Source organism: Deinococcus aerolatus (assembly GCF_014647055.1).
GTDB lineage: Bacteria > Deinococcota > Deinococci > Deinococcales > Deinococcaceae > Deinococcus > Deinococcus aerolatus.
The window spans coordinates 1-25,633 of the sequence record NZ_BMOL01000017.1; the positions used below are offsets into that span (position 1 = coordinate 1).

The 25,633-nt window shown below is 64.8% G+C and carries 25 protein-coding genes; 12 read left to right on the plus strand and 13 right to left on the minus strand.

Translation table 11 applies throughout. The features are described 5' to 3' along the window. The 4 genes from IEY31_RS14760 to IEY31_RS14775 form a co-directional block, all read right to left on the minus strand. Nucleotides 1–235, minus strand: a 235-nt coding sequence (locus IEY31_RS14760) for a response regulator transcription factor (RefSeq protein WP_308424335.1), incomplete at its 3' end; no start/stop codon positions are given. Then, nucleotides 189–746, minus strand: a complete 558-nt coding sequence (locus IEY31_RS14765) for a DUF305 domain-containing protein (protein ID WP_188973328.1) — start codon at nucleotides 744–746, stop codon at nucleotides 189–191. The genes IEY31_RS14760 and IEY31_RS14765, both read right to left, overlap by 47 nt. 98 nt (nucleotides 747–844) lie before the next feature. Beyond that, a complete protein-coding gene (locus tag IEY31_RS14770; protein WP_188973330.1) occupies nucleotides 845–2,245 on the minus strand; it encodes a replication initiator protein A in 1,401 nt (466 codons plus the stop codon). Nucleotides 2,246–2,867: 622 nt separating this feature from the next. Continuing rightward, nucleotides 2,868–3,830 carry an IS4 family transposase gene (locus IEY31_RS14775; RefSeq protein WP_188973444.1) on the minus strand — a complete coding sequence of 321 codons (963 nt, stop codon included), beginning with the start codon at nucleotides 3,828–3,830 and terminating at the stop codon, nucleotides 2,868–2,870. 344 nt (nucleotides 3,831–4,174) lie between these two features. Here IEY31_RS14775 and IEY31_RS14780 point away from each other — a divergent pair, with 344 nt between their 5' ends. After that, nucleotides 4,175–5,764, plus strand: a complete 1,590-nt coding sequence (locus IEY31_RS14780) for an HD domain-containing phosphohydrolase (protein WP_188973332.1) — start codon at nucleotides 4,175–4,177, stop codon at nucleotides 5,762–5,764. After that, nucleotides 5,754–7,397 (plus strand): GGDEF domain-containing protein, encoded by a 1,644-nt coding sequence (locus IEY31_RS14785; protein WP_188973334.1) that lies wholly within the window; start codon nucleotides 5,754–5,756, stop codon nucleotides 7,395–7,397. The genes IEY31_RS14780 and IEY31_RS14785 overlap by 11 nt, the downstream gene beginning before the upstream one ends. A 48-nt stretch (nucleotides 7,398–7,445) precedes the next feature. Here the strand turns inward: IEY31_RS14785 and IEY31_RS14790 are convergent, their stop codons facing one another. Together IEY31_RS14790 and IEY31_RS14795 are read right to left on the minus strand one after the other, a co-directional pair. Continuing rightward, a complete protein-coding gene (locus tag IEY31_RS14790; RefSeq protein WP_188973336.1) occupies nucleotides 7,446–8,567 on the minus strand; it encodes a hypothetical protein in 1,122 nt (373 codons plus the stop codon). Between the two features lie 34 nt (nucleotides 8,568–8,601). Continuing rightward, a complete protein-coding gene (locus IEY31_RS14795; protein ID WP_188973338.1) occupies nucleotides 8,602–8,811 on the minus strand; it encodes a zinc ribbon domain-containing protein in 210 nt (69 codons plus the stop codon). Nucleotides 8,812–9,558: 747 nt separating this feature from the next. Between IEY31_RS14795 and IEY31_RS14800 the strand changes: the two genes are divergently transcribed. Genes IEY31_RS14800 through IEY31_RS14815 form a run of 4 tightly spaced genes read left to right on the plus strand, consistent with a single transcriptional unit; the run spans nucleotide 9,559 to nucleotide 13,943 of the window. Next, nucleotides 9,559–10,449 (plus strand): ABC transporter permease, encoded by an 891-nt coding sequence (locus IEY31_RS14800; RefSeq protein WP_188973340.1) that lies wholly within the window; start codon nucleotides 9,559–9,561, stop codon nucleotides 10,447–10,449. Further along, nucleotides 10,449–11,369, plus strand: coding sequence for an ABC transporter permease (locus IEY31_RS14805; protein WP_188973342.1), 921 nt, complete (start codon nucleotides 10,449–10,451; stop codon nucleotides 11,367–11,369). The genes IEY31_RS14800 and IEY31_RS14805 overlap by 1 nt, the downstream gene beginning before the upstream one ends. Before the next feature lie 23 nt (nucleotides 11,370–11,392). Continuing rightward, nucleotides 11,393–13,000, plus strand: coding sequence for an ABC transporter substrate-binding protein (locus IEY31_RS14810; protein ID WP_188973344.1), 1,608 nt, complete (start codon nucleotides 11,393–11,395; stop codon nucleotides 12,998–13,000). Nucleotides 13,001–13,013: 13 nt separating this feature from the next. Then, complete coding sequence (locus tag IEY31_RS14815) at nucleotides 13,014–13,943, plus strand: acetamidase/formamidase family protein (RefSeq protein ID WP_188973346.1); 930 nt, start codon at nucleotides 13,014–13,016, stop codon at nucleotides 13,941–13,943. 17 nt (nucleotides 13,944–13,960) lie between these two features. Here the strand turns inward: IEY31_RS14815 and IEY31_RS14820 are convergent, their stop codons facing one another. The 6 genes from IEY31_RS14820 to IEY31_RS14845 all read right to left on the minus strand — a co-directional run bounded on the left by IEY31_RS14820 (nucleotide 13,961) and on the right by IEY31_RS14845 (nucleotide 20,262). Beyond that, entirely contained in the window at nucleotides 13,961–14,485 is a 525-nt protein-coding gene (locus tag IEY31_RS14820; RefSeq protein ID WP_229723657.1) for a transposase, read from the minus strand. Between the two features lie 53 nt (nucleotides 14,486–14,538). Next, entirely contained in the window at nucleotides 14,539–14,886 is a 348-nt protein-coding gene (locus IEY31_RS14825; RefSeq protein WP_188973350.1) for a winged helix-turn-helix domain-containing protein, read from the minus strand. Nucleotides 14,887–15,156: 270 nt separating this feature from the next. Next, nucleotides 15,157–17,322: a PAS domain-containing sensor histidine kinase gene (locus IEY31_RS14830; protein WP_188973352.1), complete on the minus strand. Its 2,166-nt coding sequence runs from the start codon at nucleotides 17,320–17,322 to the stop codon at nucleotides 15,157–15,159. Nucleotides 17,323–17,368: 46 nt separating this feature from the next. Further along, on the minus strand, nucleotides 17,369–18,589 hold the full coding sequence (locus tag IEY31_RS14835; RefSeq protein ID WP_229723658.1) for an alpha/beta hydrolase: 1,221 nt from the start codon (nucleotides 18,587–18,589) through the stop codon (nucleotides 17,369–17,371). 390 nt (nucleotides 18,590–18,979) lie between these two features. After that, nucleotides 18,980–19,129, minus strand: a complete 150-nt coding sequence (locus IEY31_RS14840) for a hypothetical protein (protein ID WP_188973354.1) — start codon at nucleotides 19,127–19,129, stop codon at nucleotides 18,980–18,982. Between the two features lie 143 nt (nucleotides 19,130–19,272). Then, complete coding sequence (locus IEY31_RS14845; RefSeq protein ID WP_229723660.1) at nucleotides 19,273–20,262, minus strand: excalibur calcium-binding domain-containing protein; 990 nt, start codon at nucleotides 20,260–20,262, stop codon at nucleotides 19,273–19,275. Nucleotides 20,263–20,403: 141 nt separating this feature from the next. On the opposite strand from IEY31_RS14845, the gene IEY31_RS14850 reads away from it, so the two are divergent. From IEY31_RS14850 to IEY31_RS14870, 5 genes are all read left to right on the plus strand, one after another. Next, nucleotides 20,404–20,904: a protease inhibitor I42 family protein gene (locus tag IEY31_RS14850; RefSeq protein WP_188973356.1), complete on the plus strand. Its 501-nt coding sequence runs from the start codon at nucleotides 20,404–20,406 to the stop codon at nucleotides 20,902–20,904. A gap of 616 nt (nucleotides 20,905–21,520) precedes the next feature. Beyond that, nucleotides 21,521–21,727, plus strand: a complete 207-nt coding sequence (locus tag IEY31_RS14855; RefSeq protein WP_229723661.1) for a transposase — start codon at nucleotides 21,521–21,523, stop codon at nucleotides 21,725–21,727. Nucleotides 21,728–21,865: 138 nt separating this feature from the next. Then, entirely contained in the window at nucleotides 21,866–22,729 is an 864-nt protein-coding gene (locus IEY31_RS14860; protein ID WP_188973358.1) for a coiled-coil domain-containing protein, read from the plus strand. A 546-nt stretch (nucleotides 22,730–23,275) separates the two neighbouring features. Next, entirely contained in the window at nucleotides 23,276–23,521 is a 246-nt protein-coding gene (locus IEY31_RS14865; RefSeq protein WP_188973360.1) for a site-specific integrase, read from the plus strand. Then, nucleotides 23,514–23,771: a hypothetical protein gene (locus tag IEY31_RS14870; RefSeq protein WP_188973363.1), complete on the plus strand. Its 258-nt coding sequence runs from the start codon at nucleotides 23,514–23,516 to the stop codon at nucleotides 23,769–23,771. The genes IEY31_RS14865 and IEY31_RS14870 overlap by 8 nt, the downstream gene beginning before the upstream one ends. A 404-nt stretch (nucleotides 23,772–24,175) precedes the next feature. Here IEY31_RS14870 and IEY31_RS14875 read toward each other — a convergent pair whose 3' ends face one another. Continuing rightward, on the minus strand, nucleotides 24,176–24,568 hold the full coding sequence (locus tag IEY31_RS14875) for a hypothetical protein (RefSeq protein WP_229723662.1): 393 nt from the start codon (nucleotides 24,566–24,568) through the stop codon (nucleotides 24,176–24,178). A gap of 208 nt (nucleotides 24,569–24,776) precedes the next feature. Here IEY31_RS14875 and IEY31_RS14880 point away from each other — a divergent pair, with 208 nt between their 5' ends. Then, nucleotides 24,777–25,619 (plus strand): hypothetical protein, encoded by an 843-nt coding sequence (locus IEY31_RS14880; RefSeq protein WP_188973367.1) that lies wholly within the window; start codon nucleotides 24,777–24,779, stop codon nucleotides 25,617–25,619. The last annotated feature ends 14 nt before the right edge of the window (nucleotides 25,620–25,633 follow it).

Genomic DNA, 25,633 nt, shown 5'->3' on the forward strand with positions numbered 1-25,633 from the left:
CGGGCAACATCCAGTCCAGAATGGCCAGATCGGCGCGTGACATCAGCTCACGGGCGTGATGGCCGTCGGATGCCTGCCAGACCTCGTACCCCTCGCCGCTCAGGTACGCGTCCAGGATCTCGAGGATGGCCGGGTCGTCGTCCACGATCAGAATGCGGGCCATGGCTCCTCCCCGTCCCGCCCGGGCTTTACAATCCGCGTTTGAGCAACCACTGGCGGTAGGCGTACATCTCATCGGCCTGGGTACGGATGATGTCGCGGGCCAGACCCAGCACCCGCGTGTCGGTGCTTCTTTGCAACGCCACGTTCGCCATCCCGATGGCGCTGGCGTGGTGTGGCAACATTCCCTCCACCAGGCCACGGTCACTGTTCTTGCTGCTCTTCAGTGCCGTCAGCATGGCCTTCATCTCTGTGTTCAAACTCGTTTGTGCGCCCTTGTCCACGCTGCCGAGAGTCTTCAGCCAGGTGTTCATCTGGCCGATTTCCTTTTGCTGCGTGCCGATGACGTCTGCCGTCCACTTTTTGACCTGGGCGTCTTTAACGTTGTTGAGCACCGTCTTGCTCATGTCCACCGCCCCCTGGTGGTCGACGATCATCATGGACAGGAAGGCACGGTCAAAGGCCTCGCCCTTCAGGGTCTCCAGGCCACCGGACGAGGCGGCGCCGGGATTCATGCCCGGCATGTTCATATGGGCGTACGCGGGGGTCATCAGGCTGAGCGCGAGCAGCAGTGCGGAGCGTGTCATGGCTCCAGCCTGGAACAGCGGTGTTAAGGGGCTGTAAAGCGCCCGGACCCTGCGCCTCTCTACGTGTCCAGCCCCAGACGCGTGCTGCCGGGCGCAGGTCACGGCTGAAGCTTTGCCGGCAGGGCGGCGGTGACCGGGTCCGCCTCCTCGACGCGCAGTCGGTCCTTGAGATCGTCGACGAACCCCTGGGCGTCCAGGGCCGCCAGCCGGCGGTGGGCCTCCTCGATCAGCTGGGCCGGATCCACCCGCCCGCGCAGCACCAGATCCCGCAGCGTGTCCAGTTCGGACAGGGCGAATTTCCGAGCGTACAGCAGGGAGACGCGTTTGGCCGTAAACGCCGCCGCCTCGTCCGGCGACATGCGCGCGAGCTCCTCGGACCAGCCGGGCTGGGCGGGTTCCTCGCCAGCCGCCGGTTTGGGGCGGGATGGGGTCAGGGTGATGACCTTGCTGGCCGACTGGTCGGGATACTGATCGGTATTCTTGATCAGATGCACCAGCGCATGGGCCGGGGTCTTGCGCACGGTCAGCTGTCCGGACTTTACCAGCCGCTCGAACAGCTCGATGCGGCCGGAGAGGACCGAGGTGGTGTACTGGCGGGCGAGCTGGCGCGACACGCCGTCGGTTACGCCGTGCATGCGCAGGCGGTGCAGCACCGCTGGATTGACCGGCGTGAACTCCGGGGAAAATTCGTAGTGAATACGCTGATCGCGCCCCCGGCCCTCAATGACCACCTGCCGCAGGTAGCCCCGGCGCAGCAGCTCCTCGTGGGGCCCCTGCAGGGCGCGGCGCACTGCGTCCGGCCGGGTGTTGGGCAGCTTGCACTGCTCGGCCAGCTCAATCAGGCCCACGTCGTACTCGTCGATCAGCTCGTCAGGGGTCTCCGGGTGGTAGCGCATGGCATCAAGCAGCCGAAAAATGATCCGGGTGCGCGGCCTGGACAGCGACTGCATGAACTCGATGTTCAGCGGCTTGGTGTAGCCGCTGCGCAAAGAGGCCACCAGCGGCTCGGCCAGCCGGATACGCAACATGCTGCGTTCGTCGAATTTGCCGGATTCGCCCTGGTGGGTGTATTCGAGCAGTTCGATAAAGTGGAACTTGGCGGTGGTCCAGCGCCGGTTCGGATGGTCCCGCCAGCCTCCGGCAATCTCGTACGACGTGGTGTGCAGGCGGTCCAGGCTGACCGAGAGCATCTCCCGGTATTTTCCGTTCCGGTGAAATCCCGCCAACTGCATCAGCTCTGAAATCGCCAGCGTCATCATGCCGTCGTCGGGCAAGCCGATACTCATGTAGTTGTCGATCAGGGCGCTGCTGACGTCGTTGTCGATGCCATGGGGGACGCCCAGTTCAGGCAGGGCGCGGCAGGAAATCCGGACCACACGTTCACCGTGCTGGTAGGTCACCTTCCAGGAGTTCTGCTCGACCGACTGATCCTGCGCGGAAACCAGATTCAACCGGCCCCAGTTCAGATCGTCGAAGCTGGTTCGCTGTGGGTCTGCCACTTTCCCTCCTGATGTTGACAAGATACCCTTTTAATGGAAAAGATTTTGATACTAATATGGTGAAAAACACCACCAAGCAAACGGGGCAAAAGCCGTCCTGTACGCGTCAAAAGAGGCAAACCCCACAGGTATGTCTCAGTAAACCCCACAGGTATGTCTCAGTAAACCCCACAGGTATGTCTCAGGGCGGCTCCAGAACGCCACAGGTATGTCTCAGCAGATGCCACAGGTATGTCTCAGAACGGTCCTGGGACATACCTGTGGCAAAAATGCTCAACGCCACAGGTATGTCTCAGGGCGGAGGCGAAAAACGCCTCAAGTGTATCTCAGTGAAAACTGGACAATGCCTCAGGTGTGTCTCAGTAGATGCCTCAGGTGTGTCCCAGTGGTTTGCAGGAGCTGGCAGGCGGCTGGAGCCTCTGCGCCGGCCCGTCTCGCAACGACCGAGGTGGCGCCGCCTACAATCTGCGGGACCAGTCTGCCCCTGACGATACCCTGGAGTCTATTCACTGCGAGGGTCCATCGGCTCGCCAGTTTCAAGGTCCGTTCCCCGCTTTCGTTCCCATGTAGGTGATCGTGAAGTTCCATATGCTTTAGGCACTCTGTACCGGACAACTTGCTCTCAGGCTGCGCCTGGCGCGTGAAACGGTGTGCCCAATAGCCTGACCAACCCTGGCAACTCAGGCAGATCCCACCGCAGCGCATTGCACAGCTGTTCTGCGCCGTATCGCACGAGGCTCATGGCCGAACGGCCATGGGCCTTCACCTTGATCGGCACCTGTGCGTGGAGCCATACGCCCACCCTCAGGCAACTGATCCACGCCAGGATGACCAGCCCGAACAGGCGTTCCAGCCGAGTGGCTTGAGTGATGCCGGTGCGCTCCAGATCAAAGCCACGGACTTTAAGACTGGCGAAGGTACACTCCACGGTCCAGCGCGCCCGGTACAGAACCCATGTGTCCCACACACTGAAATCCGTAGCAATCGCCACCAGATCCCCCGCGGGGGATCTGGTGGCCACGACCTGCATCACCTCGCCATACACGTAGGCCTTCTCGGCGAGGCACCGCACCTCCCCAACCTGCAGATCGCCGAACCACGTATCAATCCGCAGTTCGTCCACCACAGCATTTTTCCGGATACGGATGGCCCGTTTAATGCCTTTACGCCTCAGGAACCGGAACCACTCGCCGCCGATGAACTCCCGGTCGGCGACCAGGCCCTTACTGCGGCGCGCTGGAAGGGCCTTGAGGAGCCTGGAGATCAGCTGTATCCGCCCCACCGTGCCGCTGTTCCCATCGTGATCGAGGGCGGTCCAGACGAGCGGCACGGTGAAACCGTGGAGGGCGACGCCGAGGACCAAGAGGTTCAGGGGGGATTCCCCACGTTCCCAGGTGGTGCGGTCCAGGCTTAACAGCAGCTTCCCTGGGGGCAGCAGAGCCAGGAGAAACGCCAGGAAGACGGGCTCGGTGAGCTGAGGATCCCGGCAACCTCGTTCCACTCGGCGCTTTTTCGCTTCGATGGAACTCGCCCCGGGCAGGTGGGCGCACAGGTCACTCTGGTTCACACTCCTGGCCGTGATCATGGCGAAGACGATGTCCACGACACGCTGCAGCGTGTCGTGGCGCAGGAATGGCACGCAGGCTTTGAAGTGGCGGGTCAGTTCGGTAGGCTGGAGGTCGGCGGGTTTTGGTGTCGTCACACACCCAAAACACCGCCGTTTATCCTGCCGATTCGCAACCTGTCACACGTTCAGAGATTTCCCGTCCAGCACAGCCTCAACTCGAAGATGTCCGGTACAGAGCTTTAGGCATCAAGTCGCTCGCCTGAATTTCCTGTTTTTGTTTGATTTCGGAGAGAATCAGGGTGGTATGGTCGCAGGTATGATTGCTCGCGTACCAGGCGCGGGACATGGGTGCATTGAAACGGATGATTGAAGTTCACCTCGCCCCGCCCACTGGCCACAAGCCCGAACTCGACCTGCAGACTGTGGTGCTGCTGGCCCAGTCGGCGGACGACGCCTTTGAACGCTGCGTGACGCTGGCCCTGCAAAAGACCCGGGCCAGCACTGTGATGATCATGCTGCGCCGGGCCGAATCCGATGAGCTTGAGGTGGTGGCAGCCGCCGGGCGACGCTCTGAGGTGGCAGTGGGCCGCCGCCTATCACGCGGGCAGGGCCTGGGATGGCACGTGATCTCCACGGCGAAGCCTTATCTGGTCAAGGATGTTCACATCCGCCAGGACGCGCATTTCCTGGCGGGCCAACCCAAACCGGGGATGTACCTGGGGGTTCCGTTGCTGGCTCCAGATGGCGCTCTGCTGGGCGTCCTGTCGGCCGACACCACAGACAGCCCCGAGATTTTGGGAGAGGCCGACGCTCAGCTGCTGTTGCTGCTGGGACAGGCGGCGGGTGTGGCCTACAGCCGCTGGAAGGCGCTGGACGACGCCCGGCGCAGTGCGTGGCAATATCAGCAACTCGCGCATCTGTCGGCCCAGCTTGAAACGCTGTCGGATCCGGACGATATTGCGCGTGAGGCGCTCGAGATGCTGCTGGCCTTGAGTGGATTTACCGCAGGTACCGTCATGACGCTGCGTGCGGACGGCCTGACCCACCTGGCCATGGTGAGGGGCACGCCGGAAGCATCGGACATCGTCAAAGCTGTGCTCTCCGAACCGCACAAACCAAGCGGTCTGGTGGCTGACGTGATGGCGTCTGACTGTAGCGTCGCGGTGCCCGACTACATGGCCTACCCGGGCGCGCGCCCGGGCGTCACGCGGTTGTATTCGGCACTGGCGGCCCCGCTCCGCTGTGACGGGAAGGTGGTGGGCACCATCGGCCTGTTGCAGCTGGACTCGCCGCGCGAGATTCCGGCAGAACTCGTCGCGCTGCTGGACATGGTGGCGGCGCGCGTCGACCGGGCCCAGGAGCGGGTGGGCAATTTCAGGCAGATGCGCCGGATGCGGGAGGCCGCGCTGCGTGCGGTGGGCCGCATGATCGAGGGCCGTGACGGCGAGACGTTTGGACACACCGACCGGGTCACCACCCTGTCGCTGCGGCTCGGCGAGGCCCTGGGACTGGAGGGCGAGGCCCTGCAGCACCTGCGCTGGGGCGCGTACCTGCACGACATCGGCAAGGTGACCCTGGGAGACGACATCCTGCGCAAGCCCGGACCGCTGACCCCAGACGAGCGCCAGAACATGCAAAAGCACGTGATCGTCGGAGATCACCTGCTGCGCGATGAAATCTTTGTCCCGCGCGAGGTGCGGGAGGTGGTGCGCTTCCACCATGAACGCTGGGACGGCGCGGGCTACCCCGATGGCCTGTGTGAGCGCCGCATTCCCCTACTAGCCCGGATCTTCAGTGTGGTTGACGTCTATGACGCCCTGGTCAGTGAGCGTCCCTACAAGCCGGCGTGGTCCCACGAGCGCGCCATGGCCGAGCTGCGCCGCGGCGCCGGAAGCCAGTTCGACCCTCAGGCCCTCGCCGCTTTTGAGGAGCTGTTTGACCATGACGTCTGAGTCGGCCATTTCCCTGCACCGCACCATCGATCTCACCGAGCTGCTGCCCATCACCGTGAGCCCGCAGCGGGGAGCCGGGACAGCGGACCTGCGGGCGGACCTGCGGGCCGTGCAGGCCCAGGCCGCCGATCTGACCCTCGGCGCAGGGGAACGGTTCCGGTACCACCGCGAAGCAGCGTACCACGCGCTCGACCTGCACGACATCACGGTGGCCATGGAACACGCGCTGAAATGCTTGCAGCTCGCGCGGGCCAGCGGCGACGGCCCGTCGCAGGTCAAGGCGCACGTCACGCTGGCCCTGGCGATGATGGAGGCCTACGACGATGTGGGCGCGCAGCGGGAATTCCTGGCGGCCCGCACGCTGGCCGCGCGGATTGACGACCACCGTGGGATGGCGCTGGTGGCCGTGAACGCCTCACATCTGGAGCTGGAACGCCGCAAGTATCCCCAGGCGGCCCGGCACCTCCTTGATCTGCTGGTGTCCCCACACATGCGCGGCCTGATGGAAGCCGACGCGCGGCAACTATGGAGGACCTTCCACGTCAACTTTGTCACGGGGGTCTCGGAGACCCTGATGGCGGGCGGCGACCTGCATCTGCAGGAGACCAGTGAGCAGCAGCTGGCCCGTTCGTTTGAAATTCTGGTTTCCCTTCCGGGCCGCAACGGCGACATGCCCCTGCTCGAAGTTGCGGGCGTGCTGGACGCCCTGATCCGTTACGCGCTGTGGCAGGGGGAACTCGCGGCGGCGCGGGCCCTGGCCGACGAGTACATTCGCATCGCGCGTGACGCGGATTTCCCGCTGCTGTACGGCCGCGCGCTGCTCGACCGCAGCCGCGTGCATTCCCGCATCGGGGACCGGGACCGCGCCATCGCCGACGCCGAGGAGGCCGTCGCGTACTTTGGTGCGGGCGCTTCGGAACTGTGGGAGGTCCGGTCCCGTGAGCTGCTGGCCGCAGCCTACGCGGCCGCGGGCCGTCACCGCGAGGCTTTTGAGATTCAGCTGGCGGTGACCCGTGGAGTGGAGAACCTGTTTCGCGATTACCACCAGCAGCGCGCCCTGGTCGGTCAGGTCGAGCAGCAGGCCCGCGAGTCGGAGGTGCGGGCCAAGGCGTTTGCGGAAGCGGCGCTGCGCGATCCCCTGACCGGCGCTCCCAACCGCACGCGGGCCATGCAGGTGCTGGACGAACTGCACGCGCATGCCCAGGCCGGCACGCCCAGCGCGATCGCCCTGCTTGACCTCGATTTTTTTAAACGCGTGAACGACACCTTTGGTCATCTGGTCGGGGACGCCGTGCTGATGAAAGTGACCCAGGTGCTGGGCGGCGAACTGCGCAAGCAGGATCTGCTGGCCCGGCTGGGTGGGGAGGAATTCATCGTGATTCTTCCCAGCGTGACGCTGGAACAGGCAACCGCCATCTGCGCCCGGCTGCGTGACGCCCTGCAGGGGGCCGAGTGGGACATGCTGACGCCGGGGATGAACATCTCGGGCAGCTTCGGAGTGGCGGTGCTGGACGGCGAAAAGGACGTGACAGGCGCGCTCAAAGCTGCGGACCGCGCCCTGTACGCGGCCAAGACGGCGGGCCGGAACACCGTGATCACGGCAGTGGGCGTGGGTCCGGACTGGCGCACCTAGCCGCGGCGTGCGGAGTGGCCTTTGAGTGCGTAACCCAGGCCCCGCGCCTCAGAGGTTCATGCCGCACGACCAGTCGTTGGCATACGCCCAGTGAATGTCGATTTGCGCCGTCTTCTGATGCCTGATCCAGCTGGTGCGCTCCGGCGTGGGATTGGTGAAATACCCAGCGGTGAAGGTGACCACGCCGCTGGCTGCGTTGTAGCGGAAGGTGCCGGACTTTCCCATGTAGGTGTACGTGCCGTTCGTCCTGAGCGTGAGCGTGCCCCTGGGCACGTCGCTGCGTGTTCCATTCGGGCCAGGGCGTTCCAGCCAGCAGGAATAGTCGCCGGGCACCAGGGTCCCTCCTGGCCCCGCGGCGGGCGTGGGAACGGCGGGTGGGGCCGCCTTCGGGAGCTGATACGCCTGCAGAAACTGACTGACAGGTCTGAGCGGCACGGCATACGCGCCCTGGCTGATGCCTTCCAGAAGCTTCGTCAGCTCCGGGCGCTGGCCGAGTTGGGCCGCCGCGACGGCGTCGAGAAGATTCAGAAAGGCAAGGTCCACGGCACGTGTCCCTGACTGGGACAGGGCGGTCCGTGCCGCGTTGGTCTGGATTCTGACTCCCGCCGGACTGCCGCTGCGCAGGGTATAGATGATGTTCTCAACGTGCCAGTTGGCGCTGAACATGCCCGTTGGTGGCTGGGTGCTGTCCCACAGGCGCTGAATATGGTCAAGCGCCGAGTTCATGGTGGTGGGCCGGCTGGTGCTGGTCGGCGTGGCAGCAGGGGCGGCGGTCTGGGCCACTTTCAGCAGGCACCAGCCCAGCAGGGTGGTGCCGTCGCTGTCGGCCCAGAGGCCCACCAGGGTGCTGCCCGGTTTACTCGCCTTGAAGGACTCGAAGTAACCACCTTCCCGGTCGGTGACCAGCGGTGTGTAGGTGTATCCCAGGGTCTTGAGGCCGCGCTGAAACTGGGCGTCCATGCCGGTCTGCGAGTCCCAGATGAGGTACTCGCTTTTGGCGCAGTTGCCGTTTTCAGCGGCGGCCACCTCACGCAGGGCAGCAGCAAAATCGGCCAGTTCCGGCGCGCCGCTCACGACCTCGGCCCCGTCGATGAAGGCCGCGTCGACCAGGGTGGACTGCGGGCCAGCGGCCAGCGCAGAAGACAGCAGCAGGGTCAGAAGTGTGGGCATCCGGCGCATAACGTCCTCCAGGGGTGGATGAGGGTCAAACCAGAGGGGAGACAGGAGAGGGTTCGCCATGGAGCCGCCCACAGGACGCACAAAAGCGCGTGTACGGCGAATTGATGGGCTGCCCGCAGCCCGCGCAGGCCAGCAGCAGCGGCGCGCCGTCGTTGACGCAGTAACGCTCGCCCAGGTGCAGGGGAACGGCTCGCCCGCAACGGGGGCACAGGGCGTACACAGGTCTGTGCTTCATGGGATCCTCCAGCCGCAGTGTACGTCCATGACGCTTACGTCAGACTCACGTTTCGCGGTGGGTCCAGGGGCAGGGTGGCGAGACTGCCCTTCAGCCGGTAAAGCCTCACCCACCTTGGCATGGTGCCGTTTGACGGCTCGCAGCAGGGCCTGCGGCGGCCGTGCAGATTTTAGGCACGGTGACGTACCGCGATGGGTAACCTGTCCGCCAGAGTTCTGACCAGCCGCTTCAGCAGCAGTACCTCGCGAAGATGGGGCTAAGTGACAGGTGCTGGTGGACTGAGGGCGCAGCTCTGCATGGCACACCCAGGCGGCGGTGCGCCGACGAGGTGCCGGATGCGGTACGTGGCACTCGAGACGGTTTTTGCCCTGTCAGCCGCACTTCCGTCGATTGGCCGACTGAGACGCACCAGAACAACAGCCGGCAGCGCGGCAAGATGTGTCAAAACGGCTGGCCGGCTCCCTGAGACACACCTGAGTGATTCGCCTGTTGCTGCCGGTGCAGAGAAGAGTATTCTGCCGGGGTGTACCCCAGCACAATTCCTAATCTGGACCCAACCCCACACCTCGTCGGTTGGTCTGGTGTGTGGGTTTGCCTCCGTAGGTCAGTCAGGGCGATCCGGTCATGCCCTGCGCGGGTGGCCGCCTGCACCGCATCTAGCACCTTTTCACGGAACCCTGGCCGCAAGCACCATCAGTCGGCCGGTGCAGGGGACAGCTCCAGGTTTGTGAGTCCCGCAGGACGAGTTTGACCGCGCTGCCTACGCCACCACGGGTGCTGACGCCGAAGCCGCGCTCTGTGGCGTGGCGGCGCTTCTCGCGTGACAGGGCGGCCCTGCTGGGGCTCCTGCTGTGCGCCGCGATCGTCCTGGCCGCGTTGCTGGCCCCGTGGACCGCGCCGCACGATCCCAACTTTCAGTTTCCGGAGGGCCTCTCGCTGGAAGGTGCGCCCCAGCCGCCGGGATCCGAATTCCTGCTCGGCACCGATCTGCTGGGCCGTGACCTGCTCTCAAGGCTGCTGTGGGGCGCACGGGCCTCGCTCCTGGTGGGTGTCGTCGCCAACGGCATCGCCGTTGTGATCGGTGTGGTACTGGGCGCGCTGGGCGGCATGGGCCGTGGCCTGACCGGCACGCTGATCATGCGCTTCACCGACGTGATGATGGCCTTTCCGGTGCTGCTGCTGGCCATCGCCCTGACCGCCGTCCTGAGGCCCAGCCTGTGGATCGTGACGCTGGTGATCGCGCTGCTCAACTGGGTGGCGGTGGCGCGGGTGACCTACGCCCAGGTCACGTCGCTGCGCGAGCGTGAGTTTGTGGAGGCGGCCCAGGCCGTCGGGGCCTCGGGCACCCACATCCTGCGCCGGCACATTGCGCCTCACCTGCTGCCCACCGCGCTGGTCTGGGGTTCGCTGGGCATCGGGACCACTGTGCTGCTGGAAGCCACGCTGTCTTTTCTGGGTGTGGGCGTGCAGCCGCCGACCCCCAGCTGGGGCGGCATCATCAACGAGTCTCAAAGCTACCTGACCACCGCGCCGTGGCTGGTGCTGTTTCCGGGCGCGGCCATCCTGCTCACCTCGCTGGGCTTCAACCTGCTGGGTGAAGGCCTGCGTGACGCGCTTGATCCGCACGGGGCCAGCTGATGCTGAGCTTCGCGGTGTCACGGGCGCTGCAGAGTCTCGGCGTCCTGCTGATCGCCTCGGTCTTCACGTTCAGCCTGATTTTCATGCTGCCCGCCGATCCGGCGAGGCTGGTGGCCGGGCCCAGCGCCAGCGTCCAGACGGTCAACAGCATCCGGCGGGAACTGGGCCTGGACCGCCCCTTCGCCGCGCAGTACGCCCTGTACCTGACCAATCTGCTGCGGGGCGACCTGGGCCGCTCCTACAAGCAGCAGACGGCGGTGCGTTCCCTGATCGCCTCACGGATCTGGCCCACCTTTCAGTTGATGCTGGGGGCTGTAGCCCTGGAACTGCTGCTGGGGTTGCCGCTGGGCATCTGGGCCGCCCTGAGGCGCGGGCGCTGGCCGGACCGACTGGTGATGGGGTTCGCCTTTCTGGGGGCCGCCGCGCCGCAGTTCTGGCTGGGCCTGAGTCTGGTCTACCTGCTGGCCTACGGCCTGAATCTGTTTCCGCTGGGCGGCTACGGCGGCCTCTCGCACTTGTTCCTGCCGGCGCTGACGCTGGGTCTGGGCGGGGCAGGCTGGTACGCCCGGGTGATCCGCTCCAGCCTGCTGGAGGTGCTGTCCCGCGACTACGTGCGCACCGCCCGCGCCAAGGGGCTGTCACCACGCCGCGTGGTCGTGCGCCACGCGCTGCGCAACGCGGCCCCGCCCATCATCAGCATGATCGGCCTGGACATCGGCGTCTTCATGGGCGGTGTGGTTGTGGTGGAGAGCGTCTTCGGCTGGCCGGGGCTGGGCCGGCTGGTCTGGGACGCCATCCGCGTGGTGGATATTCCCGTCATCGTCGGCGTGGTGATCTTCAGCGCTGTGGTGATCACGCTCGCCAATCTGCTGGCTGACCTGGTGCAACTCGTCCTTGATCCCCGCATCCGCTACGCGTAATTCCCCATCTGGAAAGGAGAGCCATGAATAGATTGACCGGACAGACACTGCTTGGCCTGACGCTGCTTCTCGGAACCGCCCACGCCGCGCCGCAACAGGGCGGCAGCATCACCGTGTCGTACAAGGACGACGTGACCACCCTGGATCCGGCCATCGGCTACGACTACCAGAACTGGCCGATGGAGAAGATGGTCTTTGACGCCCTGCTCGACTACATCCCGGGCGGCACCACCCTGTCGCCGCGCTTGGCCGCCAAGATGCCCGACGTGTCCAGGGACGGCCAGACCTATACCTTTACCCTGCGCAAGGGCGTGAAATTCCATAACGGCCGGACCATGACAGCGGACGACGTGAAATACAGCCTGGAACGCGTGCTCGATCCGAAGACCAAGAGTCCGGGCCAGAGCTTCTACACCGATATTGCCGGGGCGCAGGCCTTCGTGGACGGCAAGGCAAAGTCTGTCTCGGGCATTGCGGTGCTGGCCCCCGACAAGGTCAAAATTACGCTGAATGCGCCCAACGCGGCCTTCCTCAACATCATGGCGATGAATTTCGCCTTTATCGTGCCCAAGGAGGCCGTCGCCAAAGCCGGCGCCGATTTCGGACACCAGCCGGTGGGCACTGGGCCGTTCAGACTCAAATCCTGGGTCAGCGGCCAGCAGCTCCAGTTCGAGCGCAACCCGAACTACTTCATGGCGGGCCTGCCCTACCTCGATGGGGTCACCGTCAAGGTGGGTCTGGATCCCAGCGTCGCGTACCTGAGCCTCCAGCGCGGTGAGGTCGACCTGCTTGGCGACGGTATTCCGCCCGCCCAGTTCCTGCAGGTGACCCGTGACCCCAAGCTCAAAGCCAACGTGTTTTCCAGGACGTCGGTCAACACGACGTTTCTGAGTTTGAACACCGGCGTGGGGCCCCTCAAGGACGTGCGGGTGCGTCAGGCTATCAATATGGCCATCGACAAGACCAAGATCTTGCGCATCATTAACGGCCGGGGTGTGGTTGCCCGGGGCGTTCTGCCGCCGCTGATGCCGGGGTACGATAAGGCCGAGGCGGGTTACGCCTATGATCCGGCCAAGGCCAGGGCGCTGCTCGCGGCAGCCGGACTGAAGGGCGGCTTCGAAACCACCCTCTATACCACCTCTACCGATCCCAACCCGCGCATCGCCCAGAGCATTCAGCAGGACCTGGCCCAGATCGGCGTGAAGGTGCAGCTCAAGAGCCTGGCCCAGAGCAGTGTCATTGACGCGGCCAGCACGCCGAAAACTGCGGCGATGGTGTGGTCTGGGGGGCTGGCCTGGACGCAGGACTATCCCGACCCGAGCGACTTTTACTGGCCGATCCTGTCGTGCCGCAGCGCGGTGCAGGGCGGCTGGAACTGGCCGTTCGTGTGTGACAAGGCGCTCGACGCCCGCGCCGAGAAGGCCGACCGGATGGTGGCCCCTGCCCAGCAGGCCGCGCGGCTCAAGGAGTACGCCAGCCTCTTTGCGGCCCTGAACAAGCAGGCCGTGTGGGTGCCGGTGTTCCATGAGGTGCGGTACACCATGAAGTCCGACCGGCTGGTGGGCGACGTGGACAACCTGCTGGACCCGACGCATTTCATCAACTACGAACGGCTCTCGGTAAAAAAATAATGGGAGGACAGCCATGACCGCCAGACCCAAATGCACCATCCACGACCACCATTACGGGTGGGACAACAGCCTGCCGCCCGCGCTGGAAGTCGAGAGCGGCGAGACCATCGAATTTGAGGTGATCGATTCCGGCGGCGGCCAGTTCACGCCGGCCTCCACCCACGCCGACGTGGCGACCCTGGATTTCTCGAAGATCAACGCGGTGACCGGGCCGGTGTACGTGCACGGCGCGGAGCCGGGCGACGCGCTGACCGTCGACATTCTGGAGTTCAGGCCCTCGGGCTTCGGCTGGACCGCCATTATTCCCGGCTTCGGCCTGCTGGCCGATGAATTCTCCGATCCGTACCTCAAGCTGTGGCAGTACAGCGACATCACGGCGGAATTCCTGCCGGGCATTCAGCTGCCGGTGCGGCCCTTTCCCGGCACCATCGGCAATGCGCCGGCCGAAGCGGGCCACCACTCGGTGGTGCCGCCAAGGGCCGTGGGCGGCAACATGGACATCCGTGACCTGACGGCGGGCTCGACGCTGCATCTGCCGGTGGCTGTGCCCGGTGCCCTGTTCTCGGTAGGCGACACCCACGCGGCCCAGGGGGACGGGGAGGTGTGCGGCACCGCCATCGAATCGGCCATGCACGTGACGCTGCGCTTTACCCTGAACAAGGGCGCGCACCTGAAGACTCCCCGCTTCTCGACGCCTGGTCCCGTCACGGGTCACATCGATCAGGCGGGGTATCACGTCACCACGGGCATCGGGCCGGACCTCTACGCCGCCGCGCAGGACGCCACACGCGCCATGATCGATTTCATGTCCGGGGAGTACGGCCTGTCGCCGCAGGAGGCCTACCTGCTGTGTAGCGTGGCGGCGGACCTGCGCATCAGCGAGATCGTAGACGTGCCCAACTGGCTGGTCGGCCTGTACCTGCCCAGGAGCATTTTCAGGTAGCTGCGGGCGAGTGGGGTTCATACGGACTCCGATAAATTCGTACAGAGGGGCCACCAATGGAACAGGGTGTGCTGCGTGATGAGATCGGGTTGAGTTTCCAGCCAGGCGCAGCGTTCTCCAAGCGCGTCTTGAAGTTCAGCGAGTGATTCGAAGCAGCGGTTGGCCAGCGGCTCATCCGTCAGGTTCCAGGCGCGTTCCACCGGCTGCAATTCTGGCGAATAGGGGGGCAGCGTCATCGTCTCCAAGCCACGGGGATGTCCCTCCACCGGAGGGACATGGAATCCCGCGCCATTTTCAACGAGCAAAATATGATGGTCTGGCCCCGCTCCGAGACTGGCCGCGAACGCGGCCACGACGAGTTGATAGGCGCGTTTGGTGACCTCGGGGACCAGCCAGAACTGGCTGGCTCCGCTTTCAGGACATACGAAGGCATACAGGTACAGCCAGTCGTAACGTGGCTGGACAGGGCGGGTTGCCGGGTGACCCGTGGGCGTCCAGACGGGCCGCGTGATGGGTTGGAGGCCAAGGCGATGTTCATCCATGGCCCACAACGAGACGTGAGGGTGGAGCCGCTCCGCTGCGCGAAGCCGATCCACTAAAATTTTGATTTGAACTCGTCCTGAGCAGTTATGTCGCCCCCGACATGTCGGGGGCGTGGCCGCTGGGGTGAAAACCCGGCCAGGCGCATGAACTCATAGGTGCGGCTCAGGTACACCGTTTTGCCAAAGTGCGCCTGAACCCAGTCCTGAACCATTTTGCCGCTCCAGAAGATGCCCTGGTCAAAATCCTCGCGCAGACGGGCGGCGAACTGTTGCTGCTCCGCCTGGGTCAAGACCGTGGGTGCGCCCCGGTTGTCGGCCCGTCCATCTCCCAGACCGTCCAGTCCCAGGGTGTGATACCGACGCAAGACCTTGCGCGCACCCGAGATCGAATATTGAGTCAACGCCAACAGCTCGTGTTCACTTTTGCCTTCGGCAAGAAGCGCGAAAAACTGTGCTCTGCGCCGTTAGGCGGCGCAGGTGCTGGCCCGGAAGATGCTCCAAAACGCCGCAGCAGAATGCTGCAGTTTGACGGAAGAGGAGAAGTATTTGATGCTTAGATTCTGCACTTTTTAATCGGAGTCCGTATGACGTAATCCCTGGGGGAACTCTTGGAACCAGCGCCACGTTCCGCTGTGGTCTGGAGCGACGGACCGCAGGATAGGGCTTCTGTCTTACGCGGCGGGCTTCGGCAGGGTCAGGCCGAAGGTGGCCCCCGCGCCCACGCTGCCCTCCGCAAATACCCGGCCTCCGTGCTTGAGCACGATGCGCCGCACCGTCGCCAGGCCCACCCCAATCCCCGGAAAGGCGTCTTGCGTGTGCAGCCGCTGGAAGATCCCGAACAGTTTCCCGCCGTACCTGGGATCAAAGCCCACTCCATTGTCCTGCACGGTGATCGTCCACTCGGTCCCCGTCTCACTGACCTGCACCACGACGTCCGAAACGTCCCGTGTGGTGGAGTACTTCACCGCGTTGCTGATCAGGTTCGTCAGCACCTGCTGCAGCAGCCGCGCGTCCCCCCAGACGCTGACGGCGGCCCGCAACTTCACGTCGATCACCTGTTCCGGAAACTCAAGCTGAGCGTCATGCTGCGCCTGCAAGATCAGTGGTTCCAGGGAGACCATCTGGGCCTGCAGGTCATGCCGGCCGGCCCGGGACAGCAGCAGCATCCCGTCAATCAGCCCATTCATGCGGGTGGCCCCCTGCTGAATGATGTCCAGGTTGCGGCTGACCTTGTCGGGTTGGTTGTTGACGAGCGCGGTGCGGGCCAGACCGGCAAAGCTCATCACGTGCCGGACTGGCGTGCGCAGGTCATGCGAGGCCGAGTACGTGAACGCATCCAGTTCTTCGTTGGCCAGCAGGAGTTCCCGGGTGCGGGCCGTCAGAGCGTCCCGCTGCAGGGTCAGCTCCCGGGTCTGCGCCGTGCGTTCCAGCGCCAGGGTCAGGCTGCGGCCCACCGCGCTGAAGACCGCTTCCTCACGGGGCGTCCAGTCCCCCGCACGCGGCGTGCCCATGGACAGCAGACCGTGCGGCGACTCGCCCACGAAGCACGGGTAGAACGCCCCGGCCCCGAATGCCTCGGTCCTGGCCACGCCCTGGCTGTCGGCACACCAGCCCGGCACGAACACCGACGCCCTGGTCTGGACCGCCTCGGCGTAACTGGGGGCGTTCACAGAAATGCCTGCCGTCAGGACAGCCACGACCTCCGGGGTAAGATTCTCGGACCACACCCGCGCTTTCCACAGGTCCCCGTCCAGCTCGTAGTACGCGACGCTGACCACCCGCAGGGTGGTTTCCAGCACCTCCACGGCCTGACGGGCCAGCGCGAGAATGTCCGTCGTCGCGCTGGACGACTCACTGAACGCAACGAAGGCGTCCAGTCCAGCAGTACGCTCTTGAAGCTGCTGGGTCTGCACCTCCCGGTCCAGCGCCAGCCCCAGGCCACGCCCGACCGACTCGATGACCTCCTGCTCCTGCGCCGTCCACTCGGGGCGCGGGGTCCCGGCCGCGAACAGGGCGTAGGGCTGCTCCCCCTGGTGGTAGGCCGTGACACTCAGCGCACTGGCGTAGCCCACCGACTGCCGTCGCCCATCCTCACTGCCCACAAACGATGTGCCGCGCCGTGCCAGGGCGCTGGCCACCAGCGGCGCGCTCAGCGCGATTCCGGCACGTCGGGCAGCCATGACCTCTGGGGGCGTGTTGCTGGAGAACATCACCGGATAGGCCATTTTGCCCTTGACCAGAAAAAAGCCGCTGATGGCGCCGCCGACCGCGTCGCGGAGGGTATCGCTGGCCGCGGTGGCGATGTCGTGCAGCTCGGTGCTGCTGGCCACCTGGGTGGTGAAGCGGACCAAGGCAGCGAGGGCCCGCTCACGCTGTTCCACGCGGACCTCGAGAACCTGGGCGTGGTTCCTGAGCTGATGCTGAGCCGCCTCGAGCTGCTGCTCCGTCTGCTTGCGCGCGGTGATGTCCCGGCTGCTGGCCAGCAGCCGGGTGACGGTGCCGTCTGCGGCGCGCAGCGGCGACACCCGCACCTCCCACCACTTTGGAGTGCCGGCAAACGTTCTGGCGGGGCCTTCAAAGGTGGTGGTGTGTCCGGCGCGCGCGGCGTCCAGCGCCTGCTGGACCTGGGCGCGAGCCTCGCCTTCCCAGAATGTGGGCCACAGGAGGCCCTGGCAGACGCTGAAGTCCGTGATCTCCATGGTCTGCCTGCCGCCGATATTCATGGACAGCACGCGGGCGTCCAGATCCAGCACCTTGATGCAGTCGGCGCTGCTGTCGATGATGGCCTGCAGATCAACGGCATCCAGGGAGGGGTCCGGGGTGGGAGGGGAAGTCATGACGTGCTGCACAGTCTGACAGCCTTTTGCCGAATTCGCTCACCCCTCAGCATTCATTTGCCAGCACCCGGCGTAGAAACCGGTTCAGCGTCGCCTCGTACCATTCCGGGTTCATGTTCCAACTCCGAATGTGTTCAGCCCCCTCCACCCGGTGATACTCCACGATGTCCGGTCTGGCGTGCGCAAAACGTTCCACCTGCGCCACCGGCACCGTCCGGTCCGCGCTGCCGTGAAACAGCAGCGTCGGTGTCTGAAACTGATGCATCACGCTCAGGTGATCGACGGCGTCAAAGTCCTGCCCGCTCTTCATGACCGTCAGGGACTCCACCAGACGCGCAAACGGCCGCACGTAATACCGCCGGGCAAAGTGACGGATCAGCGATCTCCACTCCAGCGGCGGGGAATCCAGCACCACGCCTGCGATCCGGGAGGCCAGCGCGCTGTAGCGCAGGAACGCCAGCGTGATGCCGCCCCCCATGCTGAAGCCCATCAGCACGATCTGCCGGGCCCCATGGGCCTGGGCAAACTGCACGGCGGCCTCCAAGTCCTCCCATTCCTCGGCACTGAGCCGGTAGACCCCCTGCGGGGTGCGGGGCGCGCCGTGGGCGTTGCGGTATGTGATGGTCAGGCTGGTCAGGCCCAGTCCGGCGAAGGTGGGCAGCACGCGCAGGGCGTCCTGCCGTAGGCCCCGGTACCCGTGGGTCACGATCACCCAGTCGGTATCCGCCGCGCCACTTGGGCCGCCAGGCACCAGCCACGCGGGCATGGAACCGTGGGGAGCAGGGACCAGGACCTCCTGGTAGGCCAGGCCACGCGACGCCGGGGTGCCCAGCCCAACGGTGGTGGGGCGCACCGCCTGGCCCACCGTCAGGGCAGCCTCCTGCCACCGGACGGCGCGGGTCACAGTGCGGCGGGTCTGCATTAGAACTGGCCCGAGCTGGGCAAAGCGCGGCACGCCGTCCGGGTCCTCCCATTCCAATCCCAGCACGCCAGCATGGGTGGTGGCCGGGTTGCGGGTCAGGGTCACTTGTGAAAAGGATGAGCTCCGGGCAGCGGGTGTGGGCCGTCCAGACCCAGAGGCCAGCTGCGGCAGGCCCTGGACGCCCAGGATGCGGGTGGTGGGAATGCGCCGGCGGACCGGAGAGGCCCACACCAGCGCGTCGGCAAAGTACCAGCCCACGGTCACGGTGGCCGTGCCAATCAGGCCGAGGCTCAGCAGGACCAGAACCAGGGGACGTGGTCTTGACAGGCGTCTGGATGGCTTCACGCTGAAAATCGTGCCACTGCCGGGGTGCCGCAGACCATGACCTTTCCCCCGTTGCACAGCACCAGCCTGACGGCAACCTCAGCTGTGCTTCAGCCGAACCCAGCCCGCCTGATGCCCTGCTACCCCCAGGCTCCTGTGTCCCCGGTCCTCTCCCCCACCCCAAACAGCACCCTGTCCAGGGCAGCAGTACGGCCGCGTCTAGATCCTTGACCAAGTGGCCCCAGGCCGAGCGTCTGCGCTGCCAGAACCAGGTGCGTGTGGCTGCTCAGCACCACCACGGGCACCCCGGCCACCAGTGCGCGGCCCAGCAACTCCCGGACCCACCAGGCGTTGCAGCTCCACCCATGGTTTAGCGTTCGTGTCCGCATCATGACTTCTGGCGGCAGCTCCTCAGCGTATCGCCAGAAGCGTGGCGTCCCTGGTGCCCGGCCCACCGCCTTCTCCCCCGCCCTGCCGCGCAGCCAGCACCGCTGCGTCCACCGCGTCATGTATCTCGTCCTCTCCGAGCACCCCCAGCACCACGAACTCGTCCCCGCCCACCCGGCCTCTACCACAGCAGTGCCTCGCGTAGCACGCTCGAGTCTCAAGCCTTTACCGCCGTACCTGAATGGCAACTCCTGCGGCGCTGCCCCAGTCCCGCTGAGCTTCAGGGGCCAGAACCCTCACCACACGGGCGGTCCCCATCATCGTCCAGATTCACAGGCCAGGCCGTCTCCGTCCCCATCCAGCCCTGTCCGGTAACCTGCCTGACCGCGCCGGATCGGAAGCGGGACGCCGGCGGCGTGGGCGGCTGCACAGGTGGCGAACCCTCCTTGCGGCACCTTGACCGGCGCGCCCGCCCGGGCCGCAGCTGCGTCGCGCTTGGCCTGAGCGGCGCAGCTGCCCTGCGGCAACTTGAACCGTTCGGCCCCAGCCCGGTTGACCCGGTACCCCAGATCTTCCAGCGCGCCCAGCGTCAACAGACTGACCGGATTGACCTGTCCCGTGAAATCGCTGGCGCTCCCGGACAGAATCTCGGCACACACGGCCTGACCGGACCAGTGCCCGGCGTCCGGGTCCAGAGGCACGCCCTGCTTCTGTCCGCCCAGCGCCCGGTAAGCGGCCAGGGCACGCGGACCCGTGTAGTACAGAACTCCACCAACACGCCGCACGAAGGTTCGTCCGTCGGTATCGCCACTGACAGACACCCGGTACTCCGGTTCCCACAGCGTGCCGACGCCCAGCACGTGGAGGAGCTCATGAATCATCGTGTCCAGCAGATCTTCGCGCGGCAATTCGGAGAGCCCCACGGAGTTCAGATCAATCACGCCGTACACCGGCAGGTACGAACCATCGCGCAGATCGCACGGCATGCCGGTGGCATACACGTCGTCGCCGAGTTGCTTGACCACCACAAACACCAGCAACTGCTTCAGGGTGCCCTGCACCCTGGGCAGTCCCCGGTCACATTCATTGGCGGCAATATCCACCCGCACCGGCGCAAACGGCGATGTGATCAACGCCGAAACCCGTGTCGCCGCCTCCCGTACGGTGGCCTGCTGCTGGGCGGTCAGGGGGCGGCCCAGCAGCCGCGTCTCAATGCCAAAGGTTGCCGCACCCGCACTGCCAAGCAGAGTCCAGGACAGCGCCAGACACCACAACCCGCGCCACAAGCGCCTCACGGAAGAATGCACTTCCGTACTGTACGGCCTCCAGCCGCCAAAAGCTCCGGTGCGCTACAGTAACCAGGCAAATCCCACCCCTCTCCCCGCACATCTCATTGACTGACCATTCTGGGCCGTGCCCAGGCTTCATGGTCTGCTTTCTGGAGGACCATGACCAAAGTCGCGCACCACGCCCACTCCCGCGCATCCTCCCGGCCCATCTCGGTCCGTTGGGCCCTGACGCCCCTACTGCTGACCACGCTTCTGCTGGCCGCACCTGCGGCGCAGGCGCAGGGCACCCCCCGGACTATTGAGGTGGCAGTGTCGGCATCCACCACCGGCCAGGAAGTGCCGGTGCGTGAGGGCGACATTCTGCGCTTCACGCTCAGTGGTGCGGGCGGCACCGGCTACAGCTGGCAGGCCATGGACGTGGACCCAGCGTACCTGACCCTGATTGACCGACAGACCGTGGCCGCACCCACGGCCAGTGGACAGGTGCCCCAGGTGGGCGGCCCCGGTCCCTCCACAGTGTACCGCTACGTTGTGCGCGCTCCCCTGCGCCGTGCGGGCGTGAGCTTCAGCGTGCCGGTGGTGTTCGCCCACCTTCCTCCCGGCCGCACCGGCCGCGTACAGATCACCCTGATTCGCTACACCCTGGTTTCCGGCCAGTAGATGGAGACAAAGGTTCTGGCCCCTTAAGCTCAGCGGGGATGGAGCAGCGCAACAGGGGTTGTCATTCGGATAGGGCGCTAAGGGTTCGAGACTCGAGCCTGTAGCGCGAGGCCTTGCGGTGGTGGTCCAGCTGCTGGGCCGAGGGAGCGCGACGCCCGGACACTGCGCTTGTGGGGGCGCGCTGGGGCGGCCACTGGGTCCGCGCGGCGTCGGCGGCCTCATAGAACTGCGGATGTCCCGCACAGTGTCAGGCCGCACCTCTCCGGCATAACAGCCCATCAGATACGGGTATTCCGGGGTCAGGCGGTAAGCGTAATCGTAGGTGCGTCCATCGACATGGACCGTTTCAGCGCGCCCATGGCAGGCATCAAGCGCTGCATTCATCAGCAACATGCCCCCGGCGTCACGCATCCCCAGGCTGGGGAGACCCGTCGAGGGCCCAGCCCACCACGCTATTGCTGTCGGCCCCCGGCAGACAGGGCGAGCTGCTGTGATAGTGGTACTGTCCTGTCCCTTGCCTTGCCCCTGGACCTCAGACGGACGCCCTTACCCTGGCGACGCTGAGAGGAAGGGGGGGATCCAGAGCTGAACCCCCCTTCGGCCATGCTTTTTCTTCGTGGACGGTTTCAAAGCGCTTTACACTTCGCAGGCGTGCAACCAATGCGGCCACACCTGCCGGGAGAACCGGGCCAGTCAATCGCGGTTTCGGTGTGTTGCCTGCGGTCATCAGGAGAATGCGGACCTGAACGCAGCGCGGAACATCCTGGGGCGGGCCGTCCCATCAGGCATCAACGTAGCGGTAGTAAACGCAAGCGTTGCCTGAGAAGCCAACGGATTTATCCGTTGGTAGGTCACATAAATGAATGCAGAAGCTGCTTCGCCGTTGGCTGGCCCCTCGCCCGGCCGGCGGTTCCACGGCCGGTGCGGAGGCTCAGGAATGGGGTCCCTGTACAGTAGGCGAATGAGTGATGTCCGAGAAGGCGGAGACCTTCCTGAGCTTGACGGAGAAAAGCAGCGGCGCTCGATGATCTCGGCGCGTCGTCACGTGGGGGCGGCGGGGTTTGCCCAGAGTGAGGCGCTTGAACAGATCGTGAGCGCGGGCCGGGAACAGATTACCGTGGCCCAGGCCCTCCGGCGGGTCGTGGCCACCACCCAGACCCAGTTGCAGGCCCAGTTGCGAGACGGTGCCGTGACCGCAGACCTCCAGGCCGCACAGGTCCAGGTGGCCAGGCTGGAGCAGATGATTGCTTCCGGCCAGGCCCAGATTGACGCGGCACACATCCTTCAGCAGGCCATCCAGGACGCCCTGGTCAACGTGCGGGGGACCCCACTGGAGAACATCAGCGCCGGGTTGCTGACCACCCTGGGCGCTGAGGTGCAGCGGCAGGCAAAGGCGCTGGAGGCGCTGATTGCCATGGCCATCAGCGCCGCGGCAAGCACCGAACAGATCATGACGCTGGAGCAGGTCAGTGCCGACGTGGCCGAGCAGTCCGAGTCTGCAGAACACGAGCGCACGGAGCGGGAACTCGCCCATCTGGACGACATGCACCAGCAAACGTTGCGCCGGATTCGTCAGCTGGAACGGGAGGGGCAGGCCCACGCGGCGCAGAAAGTGCAGCTGGAGGACGAGGCCGAGAGTGCACAGCGTGACATAGAGGTGCTGGAAGCGGCCGAGGCCCGTAACCTGGAGCAGATCGCCAACCTCGAAGGGCGGCAACAGGCCTCGGAGCAGCGCCGCACCGGGCTGGAGGCCACCGCCGCGCAGCGTCAGGCCCGGATTGAGGAGTTGGGTGGCCAGCCCGCAGACCAGAAGCCCGTCGGGTAAAAGTCCCCGGTGAAGCGCGTGCCGCCTGCTGGGCGACTGGGCATGGACTGTGTCATGGTGTTGGCGGCCGAGCAGTTGCGATCAAGAGTTGGGGCGTCAGGGGTTGGAGTCTGCACAAATATTGTCGGATCTTTCAGTCCATAGGGCGAGATCACAGACACTTCGATTTTTTCGGCTTAAGGCTTTGTACCTGAGATCATGTAGTTTGCGCTCATGGCCGCGAAACGCTGTCCAGGACAGTTCTAATGCTTGCCCTCTCCACGTCGAGCTTAGCAAGACGCACCAAAGCGCAGCAGTGAAGCCGAACTCGACTCGCGAGTTCGCCCCAAGCTGACCAAGGAGAAGTACGAAGGCCTGCTTCCACATCCTCCAAATCCTGAACAGGACAGAGCAGGAAACTCAGTACAAACAGCAGTAGCGCCTTCAAGGGAGCGAGAGAGGCCAACCCATGCCTGAAGTCACGGGGACGCGCCCCTCTTTTCTCAATGGACTGGTGGGCGCAAGACCCTGCGTGAGCTGGAGTTCGTCCAGACGGCCGGGGTCCAGTTGCTGCGTCCGCGGCCCAACCATGGCGCGGCCTACGCCAGCTGGAAGGTCATCCTGCTCGGCGCGCCTGCCGGGCTGCGGGTCAGCGAGCTCGCGGGCCTGCGCAGGGCCGACATCCACCTGCAGGGCGAGCATCTGCAGCTGATGGTGACGGGAAAACGGCAGAAACGGCAAGGTTGTTCCCCTGAGCCGGTCACTGCAGCAGGTCCTCCAGGCCTGGCTGGCGAGGACACCGCAATTGCTTAGCTACGTCATCGGCGGACAGGGCAGCGGCTCCGTGCAGGGCCGGGTCAAAGCGGTTTGCGGGCGCAGCGGTGTCCCCTCCTCGCGCCGCCAGGTTCACGGGCTGCGCCACAGTGCGGGCACCCGCATCTACGCTGACACAGGTGACCTGCTGGCCGTGCGTGACCATCTGCGTCACGCTGACATCATCAGTTTCGAGATCCACGTCGAGTACGCCAGGAAGATGAAAGACCGTCCAGTCAAAGGCTGGTGAAGGCAAAGGCCGGGCCAGGAAGTCACTAAGAGTGGAGCACGCGATGTCTACTGAGGCGCACAAGCAAGCGCTCGCGCGAGAACCTGGGTTGTGACGTTAAAAGTCTTTCACGCGATTTAAACCGAGTTTCGGCCTTCACCAGGTTAAGCCCTGGATCGTGAATGTGACCCGCTCCGTTCAAGCCCTTTGTCCGCTGGCACAGTGAAGTGGCGGCTGTAAAGATGTCAATCTGGAGAAGCTGCCGCCCTGTGTCTGCTGGGACCGAAAGACAGCGGACAAGTATCGTGACGGCCCGGCACTGCAGCCCTGCAGGCGGACCGCCCGCCAGACCCAGCGCACCGCGGAACTCCTGAGCGCAGCGCCTCAACCGCAGGGTGTGGCGTCAGGAAAGCGGCACGCGCGCGTCACTCGGAATCGAATTTATCCTCGCTGACAACACCATCACACCCACTTTGTTTGTCCAGTCGGTCGAGTAGGAGCTTAAAGTGCTTGGCTATGTTGTTCAGCCGCTTTTCTGTGCGCACCTGACTGTCACAAATGTCTTCCAATGACTGTTTGATCTCCGTCACGACCGCCGCTGGAACCGGCGCGTCGCTCAGGCCCAACACCTGCTTGAGCGCTTGTGGGTAGTTTTTTACTGTGCGGCTCGTGACCAGAGCATGTGCCGCGTAGAAATCATCGATAGCCTGCGGATCCAACCGTCCAGGCCTGTCACGGTCTTGCAGTCGGTAGTACAACCGCACCTGCCTTGACATGTTTCCCACATCCATCTGGAGTTCATCGGCCAGTTCACTCATCAGCATGTATCCATACTAAAGATTTCCTCTTTCTTATTTCTGACACCGCTTACCAAATCGCACCCTAGGCTGAAAAGAGCATATACGGGGGCATGCCTTCATTATTTATGGTTTTGTGCCAAAGTAATCCTGCAAAACCCTAAACTATACCAAGAAACCTGAGTCCGCCCGAGGTTTCAGATCAAATCTTTCTGGTTTTGGAGGAAAAATGTTGAACAGAGATGTGGAGGCGCTGTCGGTCCAGGAACGGTCAGATGTCCTGCTGGACCTGTTGAAAGTCAACCGAATGGTCACGTCGGGGCAGTTGGAGCGCTGGGGCCTGGCGGAGGCAGCGGGCCGCCTGGGGTTGCCCTCACGGCTGCAGTCGGTGCGCACGCAGGTCACGCAGCCGTCGAGTTTGCGTAACCTCAGGTTTGTGGGGACGGACGAGCGGCTGTTGCGGAGGCCGGAGCGGGAATTGAAACACTGGGCGGCGCTGAGTGAGGTGTGGTGGACCATGTGGCTGGGCAAGCACGGGGTATGGGAGGTCCTGGACGGCCGGGGGCGTGAGGGGCGGCGGATGCCGGATGCCCGGGTGTCTGGCTTGTGGTGGGAGCCGTGGGCCATCGAGATTGACTGTGGCTACGATAAGCCGCAGATACAGCGCAAGTTGCTGGGCATCGCGGAGGCCGGATACCGGCGGGTGGTGTGGGCCACCACCGTGCATGACCGGGTGCGCCGGGTGGGGTGGTTGATCGATGACCTGTGGCGCGACGGGAAATTGACCGGGCTTGAGGAGTACGAGATTCGTTTTTGTAATTTCTGGATCAGTCAAGATCCATACCAGAACCGCCCGCGATGTTACAAACGCAATGATTTTTTTGGGCAGCGGCAGGTGATCCTGGAACTCGCGTACGGTGACGTGGGGGAAGATGACGGTGGCTGGCAGGAGGAGGATGAGGTCAGCGAGGATGACCTGCAGGATGGTCACGCCTGGGAGGGTGAGGACGCGTACGAAGATAAACGCGTCTGGCAAGACCACGAGGACTGGAGCGACGGCGAACTGGAGTGACCCGGCGGAGACTT